This is a genomic window from Enterococcus haemoperoxidus ATCC BAA-382, assembly GCF_000407165.1.
Lineage (GTDB): Bacteria > Bacillota > Bacilli > Lactobacillales > Enterococcaceae > Enterococcus_L > Enterococcus_L haemoperoxidus.
The window spans coordinates 782,759-805,303 of record NZ_KE136479.1 but is presented as its reverse complement, the minus strand read 5'-3'; the positions used below and the strand labels follow the sequence as shown (position 1 = coordinate 805,303).

At 34.4% G+C, this 22,545-nt stretch carries 16 protein-coding genes and 2 pseudogenes; 5 read left to right on the top strand and 13 right to left on the bottom strand.

Annotation, left to right across the window (positions count from 1 at the left end; translation table 11 throughout):
- Nucleotides 1–11 precede the first annotated feature (11 nt).
- Entirely contained in the window at nucleotides 12–2,699 is a 2,688-nt protein-coding gene (gene acnA, locus I583_RS03820) for an aconitate hydratase AcnA (RefSeq protein ID WP_010763249.1), read from the bottom strand.
- Between the two features lie 84 nt (nucleotides 2,700–2,783).
- On the opposite strand from acnA, the gene I583_RS03815 reads away from it, so the two are divergent.
- The gene (locus I583_RS03815; RefSeq protein ID WP_010763248.1) at nucleotides 2,784–3,701 is read left to right on the top strand and encodes a LysR family transcriptional regulator; all 918 of its coding nucleotides are present in this window, start codon (nucleotides 2,784–2,786) and stop codon (nucleotides 3,699–3,701) included.
- Here the strand turns inward: I583_RS03815 and I583_RS03810 are convergent.
- Both I583_RS03810 and I583_RS03805 read right to left on the bottom strand, forming a co-directional pair.
- Nucleotides 3,693–5,060 (bottom strand): CitMHS family transporter, encoded by a 1,368-nt coding sequence (locus I583_RS03810; RefSeq protein ID WP_010763247.1) that lies wholly within the window; start codon nucleotides 5,058–5,060, stop codon nucleotides 3,693–3,695. The two genes, I583_RS03815 and I583_RS03810, sit on opposite strands and share 9 nt — an antisense overlap.
- Nucleotides 5,061–5,083: 23 nt before the next feature.
- The gene (locus I583_RS03805; protein ID WP_010763246.1) at nucleotides 5,084–6,223 is read right to left on the bottom strand and encodes a 2-methylaconitate cis-trans isomerase PrpF family protein; all 1,140 of its coding nucleotides are present in this window, start codon (nucleotides 6,221–6,223) and stop codon (nucleotides 5,084–5,086) included.
- A gap of 845 nt (nucleotides 6,224–7,068) precedes the next feature.
- On the opposite strand from I583_RS03805, the gene I583_RS03800 reads away from it, so the two are divergent.
- The 3 genes from I583_RS03800 to I583_RS03790 all read left to right on the top strand — a co-directional run bounded on the left by I583_RS03800 (nucleotide 7,069) and on the right by I583_RS03790 (nucleotide 10,726).
- Nucleotides 7,069–8,259, top strand: coding sequence for a quaternary amine ABC transporter ATP-binding protein (locus I583_RS03800; RefSeq protein WP_010763245.1), 1,191 nt, complete (start codon nucleotides 7,069–7,071; stop codon nucleotides 8,257–8,259).
- Nucleotides 8,252–9,967 carry an ABC transporter permease/substrate binding protein gene (locus tag I583_RS03795; RefSeq protein ID WP_010763244.1) on the top strand — a complete coding sequence of 572 codons (1,716 nt, stop codon included), beginning with the start codon at nucleotides 8,252–8,254 and terminating at the stop codon, nucleotides 9,965–9,967. The genes I583_RS03800 and I583_RS03795 overlap by 8 nt, the downstream gene beginning before the upstream one ends.
- Before the next feature lie 132 nt (nucleotides 9,968–10,099).
- Entirely contained in the window at nucleotides 10,100–10,726 is a 627-nt protein-coding gene (locus tag I583_RS03790) for a YcxB family protein (protein WP_010763243.1), read from the top strand.
- A gap of 276 nt (nucleotides 10,727–11,002) precedes the next feature.
- Here I583_RS03790 and I583_RS03785 read toward each other — a convergent pair whose 3' ends face one another.
- Nucleotides 11,003–12,319: a glucosaminidase domain-containing protein gene (locus I583_RS03785; RefSeq protein ID WP_010763242.1), complete on the bottom strand. Its 1,317-nt coding sequence runs from the start codon at nucleotides 12,317–12,319 to the stop codon at nucleotides 11,003–11,005.
- A gap of 548 nt (nucleotides 12,320–12,867) precedes the next feature.
- Nucleotides 12,868–13,365 (bottom strand): isoprenylcysteine carboxylmethyltransferase family protein, encoded by a 498-nt coding sequence (locus I583_RS03780; RefSeq protein ID WP_010763241.1) that lies wholly within the window; start codon nucleotides 13,363–13,365, stop codon nucleotides 12,868–12,870.
- 20 nt (nucleotides 13,366–13,385) lie between these two features.
- Between I583_RS03780 and I583_RS03775 the strand changes: the two are divergent.
- Nucleotides 13,386–13,895 (top strand): annotated as a pseudogene (locus tag I583_RS03775) (IS3 family transposase); the annotation flags it as partial.
- A 169-nt stretch (nucleotides 13,896–14,064) separates the two neighbouring features.
- On the opposite strand, the gene I583_RS03770 reads toward I583_RS03775, so the two are convergent.
- The 8 genes and pseudogenes from I583_RS03770 to I583_RS03735 all read right to left on the bottom strand — a co-directional run bounded on the left by I583_RS03770 (nucleotide 14,065) and on the right by I583_RS03735 (nucleotide 22,330).
- Entirely contained in the window at nucleotides 14,065–15,051 is a 987-nt protein-coding gene (locus I583_RS03770) for an alpha/beta hydrolase (protein WP_010763239.1), read from the bottom strand.
- A gap of 489 nt (nucleotides 15,052–15,540) precedes the next feature.
- Nucleotides 15,541–15,969 (bottom strand): annotated as a pseudogene (locus I583_RS03765) (DUF3732 domain-containing protein); the annotation flags it as partial.
- Nucleotides 15,970–17,120: 1,151 nt separating this feature from the next.
- On the bottom strand, nucleotides 17,121–18,194 hold the full coding sequence (locus I583_RS03760; RefSeq protein WP_010763236.1) for an ABC transporter substrate-binding protein: 1,074 nt from the start codon (nucleotides 18,192–18,194) through the stop codon (nucleotides 17,121–17,123).
- Nucleotides 18,191–19,027 carry an ABC transporter permease gene (locus I583_RS03755; RefSeq protein ID WP_010763235.1) on the bottom strand — a complete coding sequence of 279 codons (837 nt, stop codon included), beginning with the start codon at nucleotides 19,025–19,027 and terminating at the stop codon, nucleotides 18,191–18,193. The genes I583_RS03760 and I583_RS03755 overlap by 4 nt, the downstream gene beginning before the upstream one ends.
- The gene (locus I583_RS03750; RefSeq protein WP_010763234.1) at nucleotides 19,024–19,833 is read right to left on the bottom strand and encodes an ABC transporter permease; all 810 of its coding nucleotides are present in this window, start codon (nucleotides 19,831–19,833) and stop codon (nucleotides 19,024–19,026) included. Before I583_RS03750 ends, I583_RS03755 begins: the two co-directional genes overlap by 4 nt.
- 11 nt (nucleotides 19,834–19,844) lie before the next feature.
- Nucleotides 19,845–20,930 carry an ABC transporter ATP-binding protein gene (locus tag I583_RS03745; RefSeq protein ID WP_010763233.1) on the bottom strand — a complete coding sequence of 362 codons (1,086 nt, stop codon included), beginning with the start codon at nucleotides 20,928–20,930 and terminating at the stop codon, nucleotides 19,845–19,847.
- 136 nt (nucleotides 20,931–21,066) lie between these two features.
- Entirely contained in the window at nucleotides 21,067–21,609 is a 543-nt protein-coding gene (locus tag I583_RS03740) for a helix-turn-helix domain-containing protein (protein WP_010763232.1), read from the bottom strand.
- A gap of 202 nt (nucleotides 21,610–21,811) precedes the next feature.
- Complete coding sequence (locus I583_RS03735) at nucleotides 21,812–22,330, bottom strand: FUSC family protein (RefSeq protein WP_010763231.1); 519 nt, start codon at nucleotides 22,328–22,330, stop codon at nucleotides 21,812–21,814.
- Nucleotides 22,331–22,545 lie beyond the last annotated feature (215 nt).

Here is a 22,545-nt window from a genome sequence, read left to right as displayed (position 1 = left end):
ATTCACCTCTATCAATTCTCTTTTGAGCGCAGTTTATTTCTCAAAACCATTTGAAGAATTCCTCGATTTCTATAGTAATCTACCTCTGTTTGTGAATCAAATCGCGCACATACTTTAAATGTAATTGTTGCCCCATCTGGACTCGTAGCAAGAACATTGATTATTTCATTAGGCTGTACGGTATCATCAATTTCAAAATCGAAAATTTCGTTCCCTGTCAATCCTAGACTATTTGCATCTTCTCCATCCAGAAATTGTAGCGGTAAAACACCCATCATTAGTAAATTAGATCGATGAATCCTCTCAAAACTTTTTGCAATAACTGTATTTACGCCTAACAACCGAACCCCTTTAGCAGCCCAATCTCTCGAAGACCCCATGCCGTAGTCTTCACCTGCTAAAATAACCAGTCCTACATTATCTTCAATATACTTTTGGCTAGCATCAAATATGGAAAGAATCTTATCGGTAGGAAAATATTTTGTATATCCTCCTTCTTTACCATCTGCCAATTCATTTCTCAAGCGAATATTGCTCAGCGTTCCTCTCACCATCACTTCATGGTTACCACGGCGACTTCCATATGAGTTAAAGGCTTGCGGCCGTACACCATGTTCAATCAGGTACTTTCCAGCAGGTGAATTTAAAGGAATTGCCCCAACAGGCGATAGATGATCGGTCGTAATAGAATCACCCAGTTTCGCCAATACGCGTTGCTCTTTTAATGGTTGGATTGGTTTAATGTGTAATTGCAATTGTTCAAAATAAGGTGGATTAGCAATATAAGTGGAGTTATCATCCCATTTATAAGTAGTTGACGATTTCGTCTTAATTTCATTCCAGTGCTGGTTTGAGTTAAATACAGATTTATACTCTTCTTTGTATAAATCTGTTTTGACATATTTATTCATTAATTGTTCTACTTCCTCATTACTAGGCATGATATCTCCTAAATAGATAGGTGAATTATGTTCATCGTAACCCAATGGTTCAGTAGTTAAATCAATTTTGATATTTCCTGCTATTGCATAGGCAATGACAAGGTGAGGTGCAGCTAAATAGCCTGCTTTTACATCTGCATGGACACGTCCTTCAAAATTACGATTTCCGCTCAATACCGCTGATACCAATAGATTTTCATCTTGAATAACTTTACTAACCGCGTCATTTAAAGGTCCAGAATTTCCCACACATGTCATACATCCGTACCCAGTAATATCAAAGCCTAGTTTTTCTAAATAATAGAGTAAATCCGCATTTTCAAAATAACGAGTCGCTACTTTTGAGCCTGGCGATAATGATGTTTTGACATACCTCTTGACTGATAACCCTTTTTCTACCGCTTTTTTCGCGAGAAGTCCGGCACTCAACATGATAAAAGGATTACTTGTATTCGTACAACTCGTGATTGCAGCAATCACAACTGCTCCTGTTTCAATAACCTCCTGTGTTCCATCCTCATAATGAATAATCGCCTGTTTTCGTTCTTCTTCTGGTTGTAGACCATAACCACTATTTCCGTTGGGCAACGTTAGAGAGTCAATAAATCCTTGCTTAACTTTAGACAAAGGAACTAAATCCTGTGGACGTTTTGGACCTGCTAAACTTGGCTCAATTTCCTCTAAATTCAACTCAATGACATCACTATAATCCGCTTCTTTATTAGGATCATAGTATAATTGATTTTCTTTCACATACGCTTCAATAATCATACGTTGCTTCTCACTTCTACCACTAAATGCTAAATAATTAAGTGTTTCTTGATCAATAGGGAAAAAGCCACAAGTAGCACCGTATTCAGGCGCCATATTCGCTACAACAGAACGATCAGATATTGTTAAATTTGCTAATCCTTCCCCAAAATATTCAACAAATTTCCCTACTACGTTTTTTTCTCTTAATAAATGTGTCAAGGTTAGGGCCAAGTCAGTTGCTGTGGCACCACTTCTAAATTTTCCTTTTAATCGAATACCTACAACCTCTGGAGTAGACAAATAACAAGGCTGTCCTAACATGCCGGCTTCTGCTTCTATTCCACCTACGCCCCAGCCTAAAACCCCAAGGGCATTGATCATCGTCGTATGTGAATCTGTACCAACCAACGTATCAGGGAATAAGTAATTCTCTCCTGACTTCGTCTCTTTTTGTGTTACAACATCAGCAAGATATTCTAAATTCACTTGATGGACAATACCAGTTGCAGGAGGAACGACTCTAAACGAGTCAAATGATTGTTCTGCCCATTTAAAAAAACTGTATCGTTCCATATTTCTCTTAAATTCTAATTCTTCATTTTTCTGAAAAGCTATTTTTGATCCAGCATAGTCAACTTGAACAGAATGATCAATAACTAAGTCTACTGGAATCTCAGGATTTATACTATTTGGGTCAAACCCAAAATCTTTAACCGCTTTACGCAATGATGCTAAATCTACAATAGCTGCCCCACCTGTCAAATCTTGTAAAATGACACGTCCGGGCTTAAAAGGAATTTCCATTTTTTTAGTATTTGGTAAATTCCAGTTTACCAGTTGTTGAACAACTTCATCGCTTTCTTCTGTTTCTTGACGTAAAACGTTCTCAAGTAATACTCTGATAGAGTATGGCAGACGAGAAATGTCAGCGTTGTTTTTTTCACCTAATGCCTTCAGACTAAAATAGTTATATTCTTTATTTTGAATTATTATTGTTCTTTTCATAGCTTAACCTCCAAAAATTGTTGTTTTAAAGTGAAAATACTTTATGATTAATACTAAAGGGCTTTATTGAAAGGGAGTAAACTTATGGAAATAAAAGACTTTGAGTATATTTGTGCTATTTTAGAATTTGAAAATTTGACTAAAGCTGCAGAATCATTATTTATTACTCAACCTTCCTTAAGCATGTACCTCAAAAATATGGAAGAACGTCTAGGTTTTCAAGTATTTCAAGTGATCGGGAAAAAATTTTCTTTAACTGTTTTAGGCGAAGAATATCTTGCAGCAGGATTAAGCATCCTTGAAATAAAAGATAATTTTCAAAGTAAATTGGAAACTATGTTGGAGCAACGCTATGGTAAAATACGATTGGCAATCCCCTTATTACGGAGCTCATATTTATTACCAGAAATTTTGCCTAAATTCGATACACTTTATCCCAATGTTAAAATAGAACTATGTGAAGATGCTTCTGTCGTTCTTGAGAAAAAAATCCAGGATGGACAGGCAGATATCATTATCATGAATAAGCCAGATCGTTTTTTAAATATGGATTATGAGATTATTCGCAAAGAAAAAATATTATTAGCAGTGCCAAGATCATTCCTTAAAGAGGATCTATTATCACAAAAATCACAACACAAATATCCATATTTTGATTTACGTTACTTTAAAAATCAACGATTTATTTTACACTTTCCAAATCAAAGAACTGGTCAAATGGCAGAAAAAATTTTTCGTTATCATCAAATCAAGCCTAAAAATGTATTCTATACAAAAAATATCGAAACAGCTCTCAATCTAACTGTTGCGGGTTATGGTGTATCCTTTGTTTACGAAAATCATGTAGAACACTTGAACCTGAAAGAACGTCCTTTTTTCTTTTCAATCAGTCAAACTGACGAACATTTATTTTCCACAGAAGTATTGATTGGATACCGTAAAAACCGAATACTTCCACCATATACTCGTGAATTTATCAATCTTTGTAAAACATTAATTTAAAAATGGCAACGGAATGATTCCGCTTACAATAGCGATTATTAGTTGAATGAAATAGCTAGGTATTCCCCATTTTAAGTATTCTTTTTGATAGTCTCCAAAACTGACTTCAGTTCGATCAACTAAGACGTAAAGAAATGCAACTAGAGGACTGGCAAATCGTACCGCTTGCCCTATCAAGGAAGCTACCCCAATATTTACAGGTGTTGCCCCAAAACTATATGCAATTGGGGCAATGACAGGTAAAATGCCGAAATAAAATGCATCATTCGGTAAAAAGAATAGACCTGGTAGTGAAATTAGGGCTAGCAACAACGGAATATAGCCTCCCATACTTTCAGGTAATAAAGAAACAATATGCTCTGCAATGCCTGCACTCATTCCACTACCATTTAATACGCCCATAATAACACCTGCGCCAAAAACTAAGCTGACGGGTCCTAACGCTTCTGAACCATTTGCAGTTAATCGTTGCGCTTGAAGAACTGGATTTTTATAGTTAACAATCAGTGCAATACTTGTTCCAACTAAGAATAAGATGCCTCCATTAACTGTATCCAATACCAACAACGCCATGATAACGATTGTCAAAATAAAATTGAATAACAATAATTTAGGTCGTTTTAAATTATCTGGATCATCATTTAGTGATTTCATGATTGCCTTTAAATCTTCTTCAGTAACAATACTCTTTCCAGCAGTATAACCTAAACGTGCGCGCTCTTTTGTCCCATAGCTATAAGCCATGTAAGCTGTAAGCAACGTTGCACCAATCATTCCAGGAATCAAGGGTAAGAAAAATTCTTTTGGTCCTATATTCAATACTGGCATGGCTCTTGCCATAGGTCCACTCCACGGTACCAAGTTCATAATCGAATTTGGAATAGCAATCAATACTGCTAAGTATAGCTGTCGCATTTTCATTTTTTTGAATAACGACAAAACGGCTGCTGTTACGATCAATACTGTTGTCGTACCATCACCATCTAAAGAAACAATCGTTGATATGACAGCTGTAGCAATGCAAAGACGAAGAGGATCTCCTTTTGCCCATTTGATCAAAACTTTGCTTAATGGATCAAAAAGGCCAACATCCAACATAATAGAGAAATACAAAATAGCAAATAATAATAATGTAATAGTAGGTGCTACACCAGATTTTACTTTGTTACCAACAACTTGATAATATAATCCTTCATAAATCCAATCAAAAACGTTTAAAAATGATTGTCCTGTATAACTAGCTGCAATTAAACCAAAAGCAAGAGGTATAAGAATCAGCCCTGCGAAAGGGGAGATTTTTTTCGTAAGTAACAGTGCCATAAATACAATGATCATCAAATATCCCAATAAAGCCAACATACTTTTTTCATCTCCTTTTTAATCTAAAAAAATACTGTACCTGTCAAAATTTTTCTCGCCGTTCTATAGGAAGAAATAGAACGGATAGTTACGCCCTCTTCCTTATTTAATTCATAATTGATTGTTGTTTCAATCAAACCGTCACTATGACCAAAAACCAATTTTGTTTGATTGCTTGACAGATTATTTTTTTTTAGCAGTAAATTTGGAATCGTACCAGGTATCACACAAGCTGCTGCTGTACAAAGTGCACCAGTTAAGGCAATCGTTTTATGTGCTTTTTGCATACTCATCATTCGAACAGCTAAATCATAGCTATCTGACCTGATATTTTCTCCACCTACTGTTGTATAATTTTCAGCTCTACTTACTAACGTAAGCTTAGGAACTCCTGGTGATTTTTGAGAACTTTGATCCGCTGTTTTGATAAATTCTAGTTTTTCAGCTGCTGCACCTCTGATTTTCTCTAACAATCTTAATCGTTCTTCACTATTGTCGATTTCAGAAGCATTCTCATTCCCAATCAGACCAACTTTATTCGCTTCTATAAATACTAAAGGATTTGCAGCATCAACAATTGATACATCTATCTCACCAAAATCTTCTACTGTTAGTGTGTCTATTACATTTCCTGTTGGCAACAATTTTCCTGTTATTGAACCAGCGGGCTCCATAAACTCTAATACAATTTTAAGTCCGCTTCCTGGTACTCCAGAAATTTTAAAATCTCCTTCATATACTAATTGACCGTCAGGAGTAGGAATATGTTCATAGATTATTTTATTTGTATTCTTGTTATAAACTTTAACTGTAGTTATAGGGTCAACCGCATCCACTAAACCGCTTTCAATCGAGAAAATGCCAACTGCAGATGAAATATTTCCACAGTTTCCAGCATAAGAGACAATTGGCTTGTCAATAGCTACTTGTGCAAAGGTATAATTCACATCCCAATCTTCATTTTCTTCATTTGAAATAATAGCAACTTTACTTGTAGTTGAAACTGCTCCTCCTAACCCATCAATCTGTCTTACGTCAGGACTCCCCATTATTCTTAGCAATACCTCATCTTGATCATAACCGAGTCTATCCAAATCCTTCTTTAATAGGAATACACCTTTACTCGTACCTCCTCGATAAATACTGCACTCTATTTTTTTCAATTCTATCCCTCCTATCTGGCTTAATTATATGTTTGAAAAAACCTGAAGTACAATCAATATTTTTGATAATAACTATCAGTGATAACTATTATCAATCAACATTGCTATAGACTTCACTATCACCAATAGCTTGACATGTAAAACACATCGTGCAGTAAAGAAAAAATTCAATAAAGATGATATCTTTACAGGGTAGTCACATTGATTTTTCTCTCTTTAGATCACTAATTTGACAAAGTGACTACACGATGTTAATCTAGAATGGTCACTTTTTTTTACAGAAAAGAAAATGATTTTTCTTTACATTATTTTGTAAAAAACAAAAAAAGTATAATTTATATTGGGTAGCTTCGCAGGCCAACTACTCGGAAAAAAGATAAAATCTGATTGTAGCAAAAAACGCCACCCTCTGATTTCCCTATTTTTCTGTGGGAGTTGGACGAGCCTCTTATACTTTTAGTGTTATCTAGCTTTACGAGCTAGCCGCTCGGGAAGAAGATAAAAACTGAATGAGACAAAAAGCATCTCAGTCATTTTTTCCTATTTTCCTGTCTAGGCTAAACTAGCTCGTTACGCTTTTAGTGTTATCTAGCTTCACGAGCTAGCCTTTCGGGAAAAAGATAAAAACTGAATGAGACAAAAAGCATCTCAGTCATTTTTTCCTATTTTCCTGTCTAGGCTAAACTAGCTCGTTACGCTTTTAGTGTTATCTAGCTTCACAGGCTAACTCCTCGAAAAAAAGATAAAATCCGATTGTGGCGAAAAGCACCACCCTCTGATTTTCCTATTTTTCTGTCGGAGTTGGACGAGCCTGCTCAGCTTTTAAAATAAGGAGGAATTTTGTTTTGCCCAAAGTACAAGTCTCGCATTTAACAAAAATATTCGGTAAAAAATCAAAACAAGCACTGGATATGATCAAAGAAAACAAAGATAAAACCGAAATCTTGAAAAAAACTGGTGCTACTGTCGGCGTATACGATGTGAATTTCGAAGTAGAAGAAGGAGAAATTTTCGTGATCATGGGGCTTTCTGGTAGTGGTAAATCAACATTGATTCGTCTTTTGAATCGTTTGATCGAACCCACTTCTGGAAATATTCTTATCGATAATCAAGACATCTCAAAATTGGATAAAGAAGGCCTTAGAGAAGTTCGTCGTAATAAGATGAGCATGGTTTTCCAAAATTTTGGTCTCTTCCCTCACCGCACGATTTTAGAAAATACAGAATATGGTTTAGAAGTTCGCGGTGTCCCAAAAGAAGAACGTACTGCTAAAGCCGAACAAGCGTTAGAAAACTCAAGCTTACTCGCTTTTAAAGATCAGTTTCCTAAACAGCTGTCTGGCGGAATGCAACAACGTGTTGGCTTAGCCCGAGCCTTAGCTAACGATCCAGAAATTTTACTGATGGATGAAGCCTTTTCTGCTCTTGATCCGTTGATTCGTCGAGAAATGCAAGATGAATTAGTAGATCTACAAGAAAATGTGAAAAAGACGATCATCTTTATCACACATGATTTAAATGAAGCATTACGTATCGGCGATCGAATTGCTCTAATGAAAGACGGTCAGATTATGCAAATTGGTACTGGTGAAGAAATCTTAACAAACCCAGCCAATGATTACGTTCGTACCTTCGTTGAAGATGTAGATCGTTCTAAGGTTTTAACTGCTCAAAATATCATGGTTCCTGCATTAACAACTAATATTGAAATTGACGGCCCAACGGTTGCTTTAACACGGATGCGTCAAGAAGAAGTTAGTATGCTTTTAGCTGTTGATAAAAAACGTCAACTAAAAGGGGTCGTCCGAGCTGAGCGAGCGTTAGAAGCACGTAAAGCAGGTAAACCATTAACTGATTATGTGGATACAGATATCACTTCTATCGACAAAGATATGCTCGTCAACGATATTTTCCCAATCATCTATGATTCACCTACGCCAGTTGCTGTAACGGACAACAATAAATTGCTTGGTGTCGTCATTCGAGGCAGCGTTCTTGAAGCATTAGCAGAAACAGAGGTGAATATCAATGAATAATTATCAATTACCAGTAGCAAGTTGGGTCGAAACGATCACTGAATGGATGACGAATACTTTTTCAGGAGTTTTCAGTTTCTTCCAATCAACAGGTCAAAGTTTAATGGATGGAATCACCTCTCTATTAGTTGCGATTCCTCCCGTACTATTTATCATTATTTTAACTGCCATTGCATTTTTTATTTCAAATAAGAAAATTGGTTTAAGCTTGTTCACACTGATCGGGTTACTTTTCATTTACAATCAAAATTTATGGACAGATTTGATGAGTACCGTAACTTTAGTTTTACTTTCTAGTGTAGTTTCCATCGTCATTGGTGTACCACTAGGAATTTTAATGGCAAAAAGTAATAAAGCGCAAAGCATTATTACCCCTATTTTAGATTTCATGCAAACAATGCCTGGATTTGTGTATTTGATTCCTGCAGTAGCATTCTTCGGAATCGGGATGGTTCCTGGGGTATTTGCCTCAGTGATCTTTGCATTACCACCAACTGTTCGTTTTACCAATCTTGGGATTCGTCAAGTACCGAAAGAATTAGTTGAAGCTTCTGATTCATTTGGTAGTACGGGTTGGCAAAAACTATTCAAACTTGAGTTACCATTAGCTAAAAATACGATCATGGCGGGGGTCAACCAGACAACAATGCTGGCACTTTCTATGGTGGTTATCGCATCAATGATCGGTGCTCCTGGACTTGGTCGCGGCGTTCTTTCTGCCTTACAACGTGCCCAAGTCGGAAATGGTTTTGTTAATGGGGTTGCTTTAGTTATTTTAGCGATTATCATTGATCGTTTTACTCAAAATTTAAATAAGAAAAAATCAACACCAGCTAAATCAAAATTATCTAAAAAACAAAAAATTGGTGGCACTGCTGTTGCTATTGTAGCGATTATCGCTTTGATCGCCGGCTCTACTCTGTTCTCTTCTGCAAAAAATGAAGAAAAAAATATTTCTCTTTCTTATGTAGAATGGGATACAGAAGTTGCTTCAACTCACGTGATCGGTGAAGTGTTAAAAGATGTAGGTTACAATGTCTCACTGACACCGCTAGATAATGCCATTATGTGGGAATCTCTCTCAAAAGGGGAAACAGATGCAATGGTTGCCGCTTGGCTTCCTGGAACTCATGGTGAGCAATACAAACAATATAAAAATAAAGTGGATGATTTAGGTGAAAACTTAAAAGGTGCTAAACTTGGTATCGTTGTTCCACAATATATGGACGTTGATTCAATTGAAGATTTAAAAGATCAAGCTGGTAAAAAAATCACCGGGATCGAACCTGGTGCAGGTGTTGTTGCTGCGGCTGAAAAAACACAAAAAGCTTATAACAACTTATCTGATTGGTCAGTTGAAACTTCTTCATCTGGTGCCATGACCGTTGCTCTTGGACAAGCCATCAAAAACAAAGAAGAGATTGTTATTACGGGTTGGTCTCCACATTGGATGTTTGCTAAATACGATCTTAAATATTTAGAAGATCCAAAAGGCACAATGGGCAAAGAAGAAACAATTCACACAATGGCTAGAAAAGGATTAGAAAAAGAAAATCCTGAAGCCTATAACATCTTGAAAAATTTCCATTGGACAAAAGAAGATATGGAATCTGTGATGTTAGAAATCAATAATGGAACTGAACCAACTCAAGCTGCTAGAGACTGGATCGACAGTCATTCAAAAGAAGTCGCTGAGTGGAAAAAATAATAAAAAATGCTGGCCATGATTTTTATGGTCAGCATTTTTTTCAGGATATAACTATTTTTTCACTGTCGTCTATCAAAAAAACTGTCATTTCAACAAAGTAAACGCTATAATCCATAGTAGGAGATGATAAAAATGGAACTAAAACTAAAATTAACACAAACCTTGACTCAAAATAGTTGGCTAGAGTTTAATAAAATCTACATGAAAAAGAAATATAAACATCGAAGATATTTACTTTTAAGTTTATCTATTACTAGTTTTTTTCTGTTCATCATTTCTATTTATTTAATCTGGAAATTTTTCCAACAAGATACATTCAAATTTATATCCATCAACTTAGCTGACATACTGCATTATTGTCCGATATTTTTTTATAGTGCATTACTTTTTTTGGTAATAGGTCTAGAACTGCTGCTTATCTATTATAAAGAAATTGATTTTAGACTCAAAAAAAGTTTAAAAGATCCGTCAAACAAATCATTTTTTATCGAAAAGGAGTTTATTATTACAGATGAATCTGTTGAAGTAAGGACACAATTATCTGTTTCCACTTATGAATGGTCCAGTTTCATCCGATGCATTGAAGCGAATGATTTTATTGCGCTACAACTAAACTCGACTTCAGTTTTATTAATTCAAAAAAGAGAGTTACAGCAGGAAGAACTTTCTCAATTACAGCAAATAATTTCTAGAAAAATGGCTGATTCATATGAATTTTGGAATGAATCAAGCATTAACAGCAGGAAAATACATTATTAAGTTCAACAACTATTTTACAAAAAAATAACCGCTCGACTGGGTGATCGAGCGGCAAAGGAGTTCTTTTTACTTGAGGAGTAAAAATGAAAAAGTGTTTTGTTTGGGTTTGTTATTGGGTATGTCTATATAATAACGTGGAGGTTTGAAGAAACTATGCCCAAAACATTTAGGTTTTCTATAGAATAGTTAAGAAAAAGTAAACAGAATTTTGAGAAAAACTAAAAAAGTTAATGATAATGCTGAGTACTCCAACTCGACATCATCATTAACTTATTTTTATTTTGGTGTCACGTATGCTAACGTATTAGCTGTGTCTTTATCAATTACTCTAAATGAAACGATTCCTAAACCAGCAACATTCATTTCTGAAATTAGGATAGATCCATCATCATACACATGTTCAACAAATGCCACATGTCCATACGTTCCATCTGCTCCAGCAACTGTTGGTTGGAAACTAACGGCCGTTCCTGCTTTAGGTTTATTAGAAACCTCATAGCCATTCGCTTTACCAGTTGATCCCCAGTCCATTCCATTACCCATTGTTGTTTCGACAGAACCATCTAATTGAACAATACGGTTATAGACATATTGCGTACAGTTTCCTGCTGCATATGCTTCTGAACCAGAATAGGTTTCACCTGTATACTCTTTAAAATCACTATCTGGATGACTGTCTGAAACAATGATACCACTTGTTGAAGTAGATGGTTTTTCTTTGTCATACTCAGTCAAATCATATTCTTCAATAAAAGCATTTAGCTTTTGATCATAACTCGTATCCGTTGCATAAACACCTGTTAAAGATTTTGTCGCTTCACGATAGCTCACGGCATTTGACTTCCAAGTCCCTGAATAAATTGTTTTGTTTGAATCGATGCCTTCTTTCATTAACTTAGCATAATCCTCAAACGATTCTTTGTATCCAGGGTATTTTTTGAAAGAAGCATCAATCGTATACCAATTGCCAGATCCGTCATCTTCTTGTGTAGAAAAGACAACTTTCTCTCCTTTGTACTCTCCTTTGATTCCGAAGAGATTGTGATAAGGCTGTTGGCTTAAATCACTATTGCCAGATCCTGTTTCTAAAATGGCTTGAGCAATCATAACAGAGGCATACAAGTCATTTTTTTGACCTACAGCACGAGCTTTTTCACCGATACGGCGAATGAATGTTTCTGTTGGTTCATTTTTAACGACCTTGATAGTTTGATCCAATTGCGCTTCAGTAGGTGCATGATCAACGGTTGGCTGAACAGGCTGCTCTGGTACTACTGTCGTTTCAATTGGAGCGCTTGGTTGTGGCGCTACTGGGACTTCCTCATGACTACTTGCCGGAGGTTGTACTTCTTCTGACGACTCGGTACTGGTATTGGTTGATTCAGTTGTACCAGTTTCTTCAGTTGAAGATGAATCTGTCGGTGTCGTTGTGTCCTCAGTTGAAGAACTTTCTGTCGTTTCTGTTGTTCCTTCTTCGATGTTGTTTGATCCTGACTCTGTTTGCGTCAATTCATCAGCATAACCAATTACTGGTACAAAATTAACACTGAGCAATACACATATCATCTGTAGTGATAATAGTTTTCTTTTCATTCATTTTAGTTCCTCTCACATGTATTAAAGATTCTGATATTCATTGATTCTTAGAATCTATCACTCATCTTTTTTGGTTGATCCTTATTTACTGTTAGGCAATCAGGTAACTCTGTAATAACTCTTAAAGCACTGAATAATGCACGCGGCAATTCCAGTTTTTAAAACTTTTGAGTGTGAGAATAACATAAATCTCTTATTATTACTGAATTTCTTGGGATATTGTTCCATGTACCCACCTGCCTTTTGCCTCTAAAAATCGCGTTTAAACTTCTATAAGTTGAGTTTATTTTACCATAAGTATAAGCGAAAATCTTGTACTTAACTCAAATGATTGGAAAGTTTCGAAAAAAATTCATGTTTCGGACAAATTATGGTCGAATTTTAACAATCAAACGCTTTCTTTATAGAACCTCTTAATGAACAAAAAATTACGTTCACGAAGAGCTTACACCATTCTTATTTGTGGTAAATCTATTAATACATGATTATTTTAAACTTCATTGATAGAAAATTACGCACCAATATTTCAGCGCTCTCATCTCAAGCTACAAAGAAGCTAATAATTCATTTTCTTCTTTGATTCTTAAATAAAGACATATGCTATAGGGAACTATGAAAACCATTATCGTTAACCAAGCATGAAATAATAGGGTTATACCTATTAACTCAGGAACAATGTTTAAGAAATAATTTGGATGTTTAATATATTTAAACACCCAACTAGTATTTAACACATGATTTCCAGCAAAAATTAATTTAACTGTCCAGTATTCCCCTAATGATTTAACCACTACGATTAATACGATAAATGACACTATTAACAGAAATAATCCAATATAACTAATTATATCTATTTTTACGCTCGTGATTATACCTTCAAAAAAAGAACAAAAATAAAATAAAGTATGCAAAATTACTAGTTGTTTGGATACTTTTTTACCATACTCCATCGCGCCTGTCTCTAATAATTTCTTTTCATGACGTTTAGAAATAAAAAGCACTCCCATTCTGAATAAAGCTATAACAAAAAATAGTACATACATGATTATATTCATATTCAACACAAATGATTGAAGAAAAAATTCAAGCAATTCGTAAAGAACATTAACATTATGGCTATAGAAGAATGACACAAAAATTAAAACGACGTGGATACAAAGTAAATAAAAAGAAAGTACAGCGATTAATTCAAAAGCTACAGTTACAAGTCAACGCATTTACCAAGAAATCTAGGAAATATAATTCATATAAGGGAAACGTTGGGAAAGTAGCTAAAAACTTGATTCATCGAAGACTCAATACTTCGGGCTCTCATGAAAAAATCACGACGGATACAACTGAATTTAAATACTATGAAACAGACGACGCGAGCATTCTTCGACAGAAAAAAACATATTTAGATCCGTTTATGGATATGTATAACAGTGAAATTCTAAGCTACAGCCTTTCTGCTCAACCAAACGGTAAAACAGTTATAGCCGGGTTAGTAGAAGCAATTTCTCAAACAAATGATTGTCCCTATCGCCGCCCCTTCCACTCTGATCAAGGCTGGGCTTATCAAATGAACACCTATGTACAAACATTATATGTAAATAAAAAATTAGAGTAGTTTCTAATAGTTTTCATTTATAAAAACAAAAGTGAACCATTAACCTATTAGTAACAATGTTAATAATTCACTTTGCTGAAGAAAATTCGTCTCACAACTCAGGCTACTCCATTTCATAATTTAATTAAGTAACTTATTGATCTAACTTTAAAAATTCTAACGATTGAGCCACAGCTTTCTCTGATGCATGAGTCTCCATATTTAATTGATATCCATGTCCCACCTCAACTTTTGAATCAAAGAACAAAGTTTGAGTTGGAACTTTAAATTCTTCTAGCCTAGCTACATAGTTTTTAGCTTGTTTAGTAAAAGTATTCGTATTTCCATCTGTAATAAATATCGGTGGAAATTTTTCACTGATATAATTATTTAAATTTAGAAGCTGACCTAAATGCTTGTCTTGTTTCCAATTTTTCTCGCCAGTCAATCCCCAACCCATTTTAGAAACCACATAATTACTTAGTATATTACCATCAAAGTTTTGAAATTCTGATAAATCAAATACAGCACTATATAAAAGTAGACTTTTAAATAGTGTATTTTTTACTGGCTGAATTTCAATTTTTTTTGCATAACTATCATCATGGTAAGCTGATAACAATTGTAACGCTAAAAAACCTCCTGCTGACGAGCCAGCTAAACTAATTTCATTTTCGTTTATTGAAAATTGTTCAGCATTCTCAACAATAAATTTGACCGCTTCATTCACTTGCCTAATTTGGTCAAATACTGTAGCCTTCGGCGCAAGATTGTAATTAATACTTACAAAAATATATTCTTCATTGGAAAGTGTGGGACCAAAATATTTTGCCATCTCTTTTTCGCCTTTAAAGAAACCACCACCATGAATAAATAAAATTACAGGAGCCGACTCTTTCAACTTTTTCGGTGAATAAATATCTAATGTGCTTTCCAAATATTCATTTGAATACGTAATATTTTTTTTAACACTAATATTATCTTCAATTTCTCTGTAATTAGATGGCTTTGTTAAATTTGCTTCAACAGGTATCGCCTTAACAGCTGCAAATAAAGGCTTAGGAGTGAAAAATAATATGGTAAAAAAAGATAAAATACTAATCAAAATAATTACTGATACACCTAATGCTATTTTTTTCATAAAAAACTCTCCTTTATTTTCAAAATACTCAAATCCATATTATTTTTCCACTCTATTTTTATCTTTAAATGATAGATCTCTTTCTTTTAAACTTTGGTATTTGGGTCAACTAAATCATTGTCTTCTATATTTACTCTTGTCTTTTAACATGTTTAATTATACATAACTTAGCTTTCATGTCTAGTGAACGATAAACATACTCTCTTTAATCATTAGCTTTATACTTATTAAAACACTTCATATTAATGGTTTAACATTAATTATTTTATATATATTAGCTACTAATTTATAATTTATAGTTTATAGTTGTTCCATAACTGAATCCCTTCTCTATTACTTATAAGCCTATCACATTCATTGAATGGTAATTACATATAGAAATGATAAGTTAATGTTTGAAGTATTAACAATTATTGTCATTAATTTGTGTATTATTTTGAAAAACCTAACTCATTTTTAAAAGTTAATTAGTACTGCCAATACTATATTTTATTCATACCAATCTATTGATATGAGTTTTAAATCAGTATGCCCGTCTTCAATAAACGAGGCTTTGAAATTATGAGTATCATATAGTTTAGCGTGATCAACTACAATTACTTGAATTTGGCTCGATAAAGAATTTACTTTGTTATACATGAAATCATACATTTTTGTAAACATTTCCCTATCAGTGTCTTTACCTTCTGTCTTTGAAGGGAAATATACTTGGGAAGGTTGATCCATGAATAGAAACCTAGTTACAAGACGTTTACTTTGAGTGAAATATTTTTGTAACGCAAAATAAGCTATTAAGTGAACTCCAACCCAATTTGATCCACTTCCATGTTGTTGTAATTGTACTAGGCAGTCAGTTTTATCAACAACAGCCGTTACTTTATTCATATCTAGTCTATGTGGATTAGATAAATGTTCTAGATCTAATTCTTTTACCTCTGATCATATCACTTGAAATACGTAATAACGCTGATTGTTTTCGTTCTTCAATAGAATCTTTATCTAATAAAACATGAATTTCTTCTAATCTTAAATTCAGTGTTTTGATTTTTATCTCTATATTACTTGAGTTTTCTTCATCAGTTAAACTTTCTAACCATAAGCTAATTCTACCTACAACCTTTTCCTTTCTAGAGTGTAATTCTATAAGCGTTTTAGCTCTATTATTGTGATGATAAATATCATCAATCTCTGATTTAATATTTTGAATTTCTTCTAGATGTTTTTGCCTAATATTCTCTAATTCATCAATATAATTACGAAGTTTTAATTTTTTCTACTTACATTTTTATATTTTCATCTAATTTTTTATTTTCCCTTAAGTAAAAGGACATTCATATCTTTCTATATCACCGCTACCAGCACCGTACCAAATATGTGATTCTTCATTTGAAAAAAATAATTTAGTTCTCATGTTGTACTATCCTCACATAATATTTACTTAATTATATCAAATACCTATAAAGAAAAAGAGAGTTCTTATTTTTATAGTAAATTATACATTATATTGAAACATATAACTTTCGCTGAACAGTTCTACTATAAAACAAATTCTATCAATCAACTATCAAGAACTTGGTTTGCCTCCCAAACTGTGATTCATTCAAGGAACCTACTGACAAACTATCACAGGAGTGTGTTGACTTAAATATTCTCATGAACTATATTCTTGTTGGAAAATAGAAAAAGATATCGCCATATACGATACCTTTTCAGAAGTGTGCTAAAATTTACTGCCAATATAATTTAACTTAGAATTGATTCAATTTATTTTTACATGGCGATAAAATGTTGTTATATTAAAATTTTCATATCCAGCATTTACAGTAGATGTTTCTAGTACTCTTTTTCTAGATAAAAAACAATTTTTTTTAATGATAATTTTTCTCAAAAAAACATCTATGCTTAATCATACATAAACCAAGCTTTATAGCTAAAATTCTCTGGTAGAAAACACCAAAAAAGCGACAATTTCGTCGCTTTTGGTAGAATTTTGGAAAACTGGCAGTAAAAACGGTGGCTTATTCTCCTGAATTTTTGTTGATTTAACGCGTTTTTACTGAGTTTTCCAATCATCGGCGGTACATCTTAAACTCAAGAAACAAATCATTATAAATCCCCAAATATTTCGCCCCTAAATCTTCATAAACTTCTAAATGCTTAATCACTTCATCACTTGGATAAAACTGTTCATCACTAGAAATTTCCTCAGGCAATAATTTTTTCGCCGCCTTATTTGGTGTGGAATACCCAATGTATTCTGCATTTTGAGCAGCATTTTCAGGTCGCAACATGAAATTGATAAATTCGTAGGAGCCTTTAATATTTTTTGCTGTTTTAGGAATCACGATATTATCAAACCACAAATTAGATCCTTCTGATGGTATCACATAATGCAGATGTTCATTGCCATCAAGCATTTCAGCTGCTTCACCAGAAAACGTTACAGCTGCCGCACTTTCTTCGTTGATCATGTACATTTTGATTTCATCTGCAACAATTGCTTTTACATTAGTTGTTAGTTTGTTCAATTTATCCGTTGCTTTGCGCAACTCTTGATTATTTTTGCTGTTTAATGAATATCCCATGCTGTTTAAGGATAGTCCTAATACTTCACGAGCACCATCAATCAACATCACATTATCTTTCAATGCTGGTTTCCACAAGTCGTCCCAATGCTTGATTTGATCTTCGCCAATAAATTTATCATTGTAAATGATCCCTAATGTTCCCCAAAAATAAGGAATCGAATAGTTATTTTGCGGATCAAAATCTAAATTTAAAAAACGTTCATCGATATTTTCTAATCCTGTTAGTTTCTTATGATCGATCGGCAATAGCATTTTTTCTTTCATCATTTTTTGGATCATATATTCAGAAGGAATCGTGATATCGTAAGCCGTACCACCTTGCTGGATTTTCGTAAACATGGCTTCATTCGAGTCAAATGTTTCATAATTGACCTTATAACCTGACTCTTTTTCAAATTTACGTAATAAATCAGGATCAATATAATCGCCCCAATTATAAATCGTCAAGGTATCAGCACCCGCCATACCGCTGGCTTTTTCTAATTGACGAACTCCGAAAAATAAAATCAGAATGATCGCTAAAATACCGATAAGCAAAGATTGTAGTTTTTTCATTTAAGGTTAGCCACCTCACTTTGTTCACGACGCATTTTTTTCATACGTTTGGACGTATTATCTTGGCTGATAAAATAGTAGCCGATCACTAAAATCATAGAGAAAATAAAGACTAAGGCACTTAACGCATTGATTTCTAGACTAATTCCTTGTCTCGCTCTAGAATAAATTTCAACTGAAAGTGTTGAGAATCCATTTCCTGTAACGAAAAAGGTCACGGCAAAGTCGTCTAGTGAGTAGGTGAATGCCATAAAATAACCTGCAATAATACCTGGTGATAAAAATGGCAAGATAATATTTTTGATCACTTGTACATTATTGGCCCCAAGATCACGAGCTGCATCCACCATGGAATCATTCATTTCTTGTAATTTCGGCAGCACCATCAAGACGACGATCGGAATACTAAAGGCAATATGAGACAATAATACACTGGCAAAACCTAAGCTAATAAAGCCAACTGCTGTAAAAAAGATCAAAAAACTGGCACCAATAATGACATCCGGAGATACGAGCAAAATATTATTAAAACTCATCAAAGCTGTTCTAGTTTTTCTACGTCTAGTGTAATAAATTCCCATCGCCCCAAATGTACCGATGATCGTAGCTAATAGCGCCGATAAAAAAGCCAACAAGAACGTATTCAACACAATAATCAATAAGCGTGTATCGTCAAAGACAGCCGCATAATTTGCAAGTGTGAATCCCGTAAATTTATTCATCGTATCTGTATCATTGAATGAGTAGAAAATCAGATAGAAAATCGGTGCATACAATAAAGCAAAAACGATGATCAGATATACATAAGACCATTTAAATTTTTTCTTTGTCATTTCACCCGCCCCTTTTTCTTCTTCTCACCTGTCAACAGCATCACAACAAACATTGCCACAATCAAAATCACACCAATTGTTGAGCCCATGCCCCAGTTTTGTGTCACCATAAAGTGTTCTTCAATAGCTGTACCTAATGTGATAACACGGTTTCCACCAATCAAACGAGTCAACATGAATAAGGATAGTGAGGGTATAAAAACTGCTTGAACGCCACTTTTTACCCCATTCAATGAAAGTGGAAAAATCACCCGCTGAAAGGTTTCAACACTGTTAGCCCCAAGATCACGGCTGGCGCTGATCAGCGAAGGATTAAGTTCTTCTAGCGCATTAAAGATTGGTAAAATCATAAATGGAATTTCAATATAGGTTGCGACAAATAGAAAACTAAAATCTGTAAATAAAATTTGATGCGGACCAATTCCAAGGAAACTTAAGAACTGGTTTACATTCCCATGAATGCTAAAAATCCCAATAAAAGCATAAGCTTTCAGTAAGAGATTCACCCAAGTTGGCAAAATAACCAACATCAACCACAATTGCTTATGCTTTAACTTCGTTAAAAAGTAAGCAGTTGGATAACTGATCAAAAACGTAAACAACGTGATCAAAAATGCATACCAAACTGAATTAAGTGTCATACTCAAATAAGTACCTGACGTAAAGTACGTTTGATAATTGTCTAAAGTAAACTGACCGTTCATATCAAAGAAAGATTGATAGATAATCATCAAAACAGGCGCAATCACAAACAATAATAGCCACATCATATAAGGAATCGAATAAATCCGACGCATTGTTTTCATTATTATTCCTCCTATTCTTCGTAGCTTTCTAAACGAGCATCAAAATCTTCCTCTGACTCATTGAAACGCATAACATGGATATCTTCTGGTTCAAAAAAGAGGCCCACTTTAGCACCTTCTGTTGCTTTTCTAGTTGAATGGACCATCCACTCATTGTGATCTTCATCATGACAGATGATTTCATAGTGAACCCCACGGAATAATTGCGTATCGACAGTTACAACTAATTTTCCTTTGTCTGCTGTCGTGATCGTCAGGTCTTCCGGACGTAACATTATCTCAACTGGTTCTGCTTGGCGCATCCCGCCATCCACACATTCAAAACGTTTGCCGACAAATTCAACTAAATTATCTTCGATCATTGTGCCGTTGACAATATTGCTTTCTCCCACAAAATCTGCCACGAAATGATTGATTGGTTCATCATAAATATCTACAGGCGTACCACTTTGCACGATGTGTCCTTTGTTCATGACAAAAATTTCATCACTCATTGCCAAAGCTTCTTCTTGATCATGTGTAACAAAAATAAACGTAATTCCTAAACGTTGCTGCAATTCACGTAATTCATATTGCATATCTGTCCGCAACTTCAAATCCAATGCAGATAAAGGCTCATCTAGAAGCAAGACTTTGGGTTCATTGACGATGGCGCGGGCAATCGCTACACGTTGGCGCTGACCACCAGACATCTCACTGATTTCACGCGTTTCATAACCTGGTAACTGAACCATCCGCAAAGCATCTTTCACTTTCTTTTCAATTTCTTTCTTCTGTATCTTTTTGATTTTTAACCCAAATGCTACATTATCAAACACATTCATATGAGGAAACAAAGCATAATCTTGAAAGACAGTATTCACTTGACGTTTATTGGCTGGAATATCATTGATTCTTTGTCCATCAAAATAAATATCCCCTTCCGTCGCATCTACAAAACCAGCTAAAATCCGTAAAATCGTTGTTTTCCCGCAACCAGAAGGTCCTAGCAATGTATAAAATTTTCCTTGTTCAATTTCAAAACTAACGTTTTTTAGAACTTTTTCATCATCATATTGTTTTACAACGTTATCAAACGTAATAATATTTTTCTTCACCCGCTGATACCTCCGTTTTAAAAATGTAATGGACTCGTTTTGCCTTGAATGAAAAATAGTAAAATACGAGGGTGGTCCTTTTAGCCACAATCTGATTTTCTCTTTTTTCCGAAAGCCAAGTCTAAAAAATTAAATGCTATAAATAGGACTCCGTAGCAACGATCAATATCCGACTTTTTCCTTTTGAATGGTTGATCAACTGATGACGTTCCTTCGCTTGATAGTACATTGCTTCGCCTTTCTTAGCAGTGTACGTTGTTTCCCCTAATATCAATGAAACAGAACCGTCGATCACATAGATAAACGTTTCAGATAATGAGGGTTCAAATGTCTTATACTGACCATTCTTGTCAAATGTCAAAACAATCGGTTCCATCTCTTTTTCGTTTGATTCCGGAATCAGCCATTTTAGTTCATAACCATTCTCTTCATCATAATAAAGTGTACTGTCTTCCTCTTTATATACAATTTTTTGAGCTAGCGTCCGCTCACTAAAAAATTGTTCTGGCGTGATGCCTAATACTTCTAAAATATTAAAAAATGTCTCCATTGAAGGCGAGCTTAAATCACGTTCCAACTGAGAAATATACCCTTTTGTTAAATCTGTTCGTTCACCTAATTCTTCTTGTGTTAAGTTTTTTTGTACACGTAAGTTCCGCAGCTTCTCACCAATTTCCATTTGACCACCCCATTTCAATCTATTAAAAACACATAAAAGTTTGCTCATACTAAACTAAAAGTTTAATTTTACCTTTTCTAGTATACGAATTTTTCAAAAAATAGCAACAAATTTTAGTAATAAAGTTTGATTTTTTTATATTTATCTCATACTTTTATACTAGCATTGATTGACGTATTTTGACAAAATAAAAAAGCATCTGTTATTCAGACACTTCTTTATTTTCTATAGATCGTATCATTCTTCTTTTACTGAGCTTCAACGGGATGAAATAATTTACCAACAGCGCAATCCCCATGCCGATAAAACTGTCAACCACTCTGGCAAATGCATAGCCGTAAGACTGATCCGCTGGAATCATAAATACGATCGTTAACAAGGTTGCACAGGCGCCGACTGTTCCTTCATGGTACCCAAGACTCGCAAGTAGTGCAATCATCAACGTAATGATAACTGGAATAAAAATCAACTGGACAAGCTCTGTTCTGCCTAACCAGTTAAATACAGCAATTACTGCAATCGACATAATTGCCCCCATCACGTTTCCTATGATTCGATGCTTGCCATATTTTAGCGTATTCTCCATATCTTCTCGCAGTGTAAAAACCGTTGTAATCGCTGCCACTACATAAGTTTCCCGCTTTAATAGAATACTCACCAGAATACAAAAAAAGACACTTAACCCCGTTTTAAATGTTCGCATACCAATCTTAAATTTCAACAAACTGAATTCCTTTCACTTTTAGCAAAAACATGACTAATTTTTTTCTTATTGTCCAATAAAAAATCTCATCTTCTATTCTACCCCATTTTTCTTCTATTAAGAAGAGTTCTTCAAGAAGAATTTGCTAAAGATAAAAAGAGAATATGTTATGATAGTAGCAATAAAAGAAAAGTTGTTTGTCTTCGTTCAAATTGTACTTTGAAGCATGCTAA